Source organism: Sphingomonas bacterium, from assembly GCF_903643035.1.
Classification (GTDB): domain Bacteria; phylum Pseudomonadota; class Alphaproteobacteria; order Sphingomonadales; family Sphingomonadaceae; genus Sphingomonas.
In genome coordinates, this window is sequence record NZ_CAHJWW010000217.1 from 1 (window position 1) to 4,650 (window position 4,650).

General features: G+C 66.8%; 4 protein-coding genes. 1 reads left to right on the forward strand and 3 read right to left on the reverse strand.

Going from position 1 to position 4,650, the window contains the following annotated elements; translation table 11 throughout:
• Positions 1–108 precede the first annotated feature (108 nt).
• The gene (locus tag HUV01_RS12235; protein WP_174298522.1) at positions 109–1,800 is read left to right on the forward strand and encodes a mechanosensitive ion channel family protein; all 1,692 of its coding nucleotides are present in this window, start codon (positions 109–111) and stop codon (positions 1,798–1,800) included.
• A gap of 182 nt (positions 1,801–1,982) precedes the next feature.
• On the opposite strand, the gene HUV01_RS12240 is transcribed toward HUV01_RS12235, so the two are convergent.
• The 3 genes from HUV01_RS12240 to HUV01_RS12250 form a co-directional block, all read right to left on the reverse strand.
• Positions 1,983–2,648, reverse strand: coding sequence for an HAD family hydrolase (locus HUV01_RS12240; protein ID WP_174298523.1), 666 nt, complete (start codon positions 2,646–2,648; stop codon positions 1,983–1,985).
• Between the two features lie 28 nt (positions 2,649–2,676).
• On the reverse strand, positions 2,677–3,852 hold the full coding sequence (locus tag HUV01_RS12245; RefSeq protein WP_174298524.1) for a DUF2252 family protein: 1,176 nt from the start codon (positions 3,850–3,852) through the stop codon (positions 2,677–2,679).
• Positions 3,853–4,122: 270 nt separating this feature from the next.
• A partial coding sequence (locus tag HUV01_RS12250) for an alpha/beta fold hydrolase (protein ID WP_174298525.1) occupies positions 4,123–4,650 on the reverse strand: 528 nt, incomplete at its 5' end.

Here is a 4,650-nt window from a genome sequence, read left to right on the forward strand (position 1 = left end):
AACGGATAGTCGGGCAAGGCCGGGCCGTCGACCCAGCGGAAGCCCGACCCCGCCGCCGGCTTCCACCGCACGGCGCGCGCGCTCGGTGCCATCGTCGCCGGCGTCGTTTTGCCCGGCATCGCCGTTCTCGCCGTCCGGCTCGGCCTGCGCTGGGCCGGGCTGCTGTCGGCGAAGGCGACGGAGCTCGGCGACGCGGTCGTCGTCGCCGTCGTTTGGGGGGCGGTGATCGTCAACCTGACGCGCCAGCTTGTCGGCGCCAGGCAGCCGGGCGACCGACTGATCGCCGTATCCCCGGCTCTGGCCGCCCGCGCGTCGTCGCTGGCGTGGATCATCGCCACCATCACCGGCATCGGCTTCGTGGTCAGCCGAACCAACAGCGTCATCGGCGCCAGCCTCGCCGCGACCGTCGCGGCGAACTGCGTCATCGCGCTCGCCTATGCCGCGGTCTTCGGCCTTATCCTGTCCGCCCTCGGCGACGACCGAGCGAAGGATACCGACGAACAGGGCAGCGAGGCGCACGACGCGCCGGTCCGCGGGGCGGTCGTCACCCTGATCGCGCTGGCGCTGACCGCGGCCATCGTCGTCACCGTTGGCGCCGTCCTCGGCGGCTTCACCACGCTCGCTTTCCTCGTCGCCAACCAAGTTTTCTGGATCGGCGTTCTCGTCGCCCTGACCTATCTTGTCCTGCGCTTCGCCGACGACGCGCTGGCCGAGCTGTTTCGTCCCGGCCACCGGCTGGCACACTTCCTCACCGCCGTCGTCAACCTCGGCCAGCCGACGGTCGATCAGATCGGCGTCGTCGCTTCGGCCGTTATCCAAGTGCTGGTCGTCCTAGGCGCCGTCAGCCTCGCCCTGACCCCGTTCGGGCGCAACGGCGACGTCGTCGGCGCGCGCTTCGCCGGAGCGAGCGCGATTCGCCTCGGCTCCCTGGTAGTCTCGCCCCGGTCGATGGCGATCGCGGTGGGCTGCCTGCTTCTTGGGCTGGGTCTCGTCCACATCGTCGACCGCTGGCTGGCCCGGCGGTTCCTGCCGGTGACGCGGTGGGATGCGGGGGTGCGCAACTCGGTCGCGACCGGCATCCGCTACCTCGGCATTGCGCTGGTGCTGCTGTGGGCGCTGACCGCTGCCGGCCTCGGTTTCGGCCAGATTGCCCTGATCGCCAGCGCGCTGTCGGTCGGCATCGGTTTCGGCTTGCAGCAAATCGTCCAGAACTTTGTCTCGGGCATTATTTTGCTGATTGAGCGGCCGATCAAGGTCGGCGACCTCGTCAACGTCGGCGGCATCGAGGGTGACGTCCGCAATATCCGTGTCCGCGCTACCGAGATCCTCCAGCCCGACCGGACGACGCTGATCGTCCCCAACTCCGATCTGATCACCAAGCCGGTCCAGAACAAGACGCTCGGCGACCCCCGCGGCCGCGTCCAGCTGGCGCTAAGCATTGACGCCGCGACCGACGCCGCGCGCGCCCTGGAGCTGATCGCCGGCGTCCTCCACGCCGATGCGGCGGTGCTCGCCGACCCCGCGCCGAGCGTCTACATCGACTCGCTAACCCCGGGCGGCTCGGTCAACTTTGTCGCCTTCGCCTACGTCGCCTCGCCGCGCGACATCCTCCGCGTGCGAAGCGCGCTCTACTTGGCGGCGATTATGGCCCTTATCAATGCCGGGGTCCGCTTCGTCGGCGCGGCCGGCCAGGTCGTCATCGTCGAGCCCGGTGCCGGGTTGCGGGAGCTCACCGCCGACTTCGGCGAACGCCTCACCGCCCGTGCTGGCGGAAGCGTAGTTGCTTCCGACCCAGACTGATGAGGCGTCTTCGGTATGGCCGGATCGCCGCGGGGGTTGCGGTCGCGGCACATTCCAAAGTCGTCGCGCTTTGGCCCATCAACAACCACCAACGCAGTGCCTTGGTTAGTAGGCTACCCCAGTTACGGTTACCCAAAGCCGCTGGCTCTCTAACCGAAAGCAGCCGTTCGTTCAGCTAGGGATCAACGCCCGAGCGGTGATGACCCGTAGTGCGCTAGCAACGCCGCGGCATCGTTGTAGACAGCGGCGGCGCCCGCTTGACGAAGCACGTCGTCGCTAAACTTACCGGACCGCACGGCGATCGCCGCGATGCCGGCCTTCAAAGCGGCTTCGACATCGTACGGCGTGTCACCAACGACGAACGCTTCACTTGGGTCTACATCGATCAATTTGCTCAGCGCAGTGGCGAAGATATCGGGTGCCGGTTTGGTTTGCCTGACATCGTCGCTGCTGGTGGTAACTTCGACCAGCTCGCGTGCGTCGAGGAGGTCGAGATAGTGGTCGAGTTCGGCCTTCGCCGCCGACGAGGCGAGCGCCACGCGCTGTCCAAGCGAGCGGGCATGAGCCAGCAGGTCGTGCGCGCGATGAAAGGGCCGTACGCGGTCGATGAACTTGGCTTTGAAGATTGCGCCGTGGGCTTCGCCCAACGCCTCCTGGGTAGCTGCATCCGCGTAGGGGAGCAGCGCCGGCACGAGCATGTCCGTCCCCTTCCCAATCTGATCATGAATCCGCTGCCGGTCGAACTTAGCGCCGACCGCCGCGAAGGCCTCCTGCCAGGCGAGCACGTGCAGGTCGTTGCTGTCTACGAGTGTACCGTCGATGTCGAAGAGGACTGCCTTGATTGACATGCGAGACCTTCCGAAGGGCATTACCCTCTCAAGCCGCCAGAAGTGCGCGGCGACAATGATCGAGGTAGGCGGACTCGTGCACGCCTACGAGCTCGACGACGCTCGACCACAGCCACGACGGTGCATCGAGGCTCTTCGACCGCGTGTGGAGCGCGCCGGCCCATTCGTCGCGCTGATGCGTGTCGAGCTGGCGCCCATGGGCCCGACCGACGACGGCGGCGAGCGACCAGGCGACCGCGCTGGCCTCGTCCGCGGCGAGACCGTCGAGTTCGGTCTTCAGGTCCTGCGGCATGAGATCGCGGACCACGACCGCGGTATCGCCTAGGCGGGCGGCAATCATCCGCTCACCCAAGTTCGGTGAAAGGGCGCGCGCACCAGTAACAACGCGTACGGCGTTGTCGCGCGGCATCTCGGCGTCGGCCGTGCGCGGAGCCGCGGCTTTGGTCGCTTCCTTGATGTCGAGGAGCGACAGGTCACCATTGCCATGCCGCACGATCGCGGCGTAGCGCAGCCGGCCGAGCGAACTGCAGCCCTTCATCCAATAGGCTGCGTCGAGCAGCTCGAGCGGAACGTCGTCGTTGGCCCCGGCCATGGCGCTCCAGCGCTGCGTCGCGGTCTCGGACGCGAGCATGTCGGACATTAGCCGGCGCTCGTCCTTGTCCATCGGCCAATACCTGGCCCCGAGCGGAATTACCGGCCGCACGTCTTCGATGCGTTCCTTGGCCAGATGCTTCCAGCGGCGCCGGCCAGCGAGGCGCAGCAGCTTGCGCACGGGCTCGGGCTGGGCATCGATCGCCTTCGCCGGCTCGGTCAGTCCGGCGACGTAGCCCGCAGCGATCGCCTCGATCATTCGCGCGGTGACGCCGCCCGGCAGGTCGAAGCCGCGTGCCGCAGCCGCCAGAGACAGCGCCAGCCGGATGATGTCGTGCGCCGGATTGCCGATGACAGTTTGGTCGAGATCGCGGATCTGGATTTCGACGTTGCCGTCGGTATCGGCCAGCGGACCAAGGTTGCCGAGATGGCAGTCGCCGCAGATCCAGATTGACGGGCCGACGGGAACCTTGCCCTCGCTCTCGGCCAGCCATTCATAGAACTTGACCGTGCTGCCGCGGACGTAGGCGTGCTGCGATCGAGCCATCTTGAGGTTGCGCGTCTGCGCAAGGACGTCCGCTCGATCGCCGAAGGCGACAACCTTGCTATTCATCAATCCGTCGCCCCCGATCGCGCCTGCGCGAACTTGGACACATGTCAGGAGACGACGGCTGAGGCCACCCGGAATGATGTCGCAGCGGATGGTAGAGGTCGCCCGTGCGCGCGACTGCGTCAGCGAGAGATGACGCGGCTGTCCAGAGCCTGAAGCCAACACCCCAAAGCCGGTCACTCAGCCCCATTTTGTCGGCTCCCAACAGCGGACGCTGGTTCAGCTACTATTCTTGGCAACGGTGCAGCGAAGGGCCGGTCTTATGACGCCCTGCTATCTCGTAGCCGCAAGAATAACGGCGATGGCTTCATCTGGCATGTCCCAAGCGGGGAAATGTCCACTGCGCTTGAACCAGTGCAGGTTGGCCGAGGGGAAAGCGGCGATGGCACGTGTCGCCTGCCTCGGCAGGCAAAGATGGTCCTGTCGACCCCAGCCGATCACGATGCGCCCGGTCGACGCGGCAGCAGGACCGCTCTGCTCGGGGCCAGAGGCCAAGTCGGCGACCAGCGCATCGAACGTCGGCGTGGTGCTAAGCCCTGTCAGTTCGGTAGCTACAGTGTGCGGATCGAGCGCCCAGGGGCGCGCCGATAGCTGAGCGAGCAGCGCCGTACGCGATGCGAAGTTCCGGCTGAGCATCGGCAAAACGGGTCGCATCGCCCGCAGCAGGCGCCCGGAAAGGCCGATGGTAATCTTGAAGAAGCTGCGCTCCCAGCCGCGCCAGAAACCGCCCGGGTCGAGTGCGACGACATTGCCGACGCTACCTCGTCGAGCAAGTTCGAGAACGATGCGCGCGCCCATCGA

Coding starts and splice junctions, on each gene's coding strand:
- HUV01_RS12245 (WP_174298524.1), bottom strand. CDS start 3,852: ATGAATAGCAAGGTTGTCGCCTTCGGCGATCGAGCGGACGTCCTTGCG.
- HUV01_RS12240 (WP_174298523.1), bottom strand. CDS start 2,648: ATGTCAATCAAGGCAGTCCTCTTCGACATCGACGGTACACTCGTAGAC.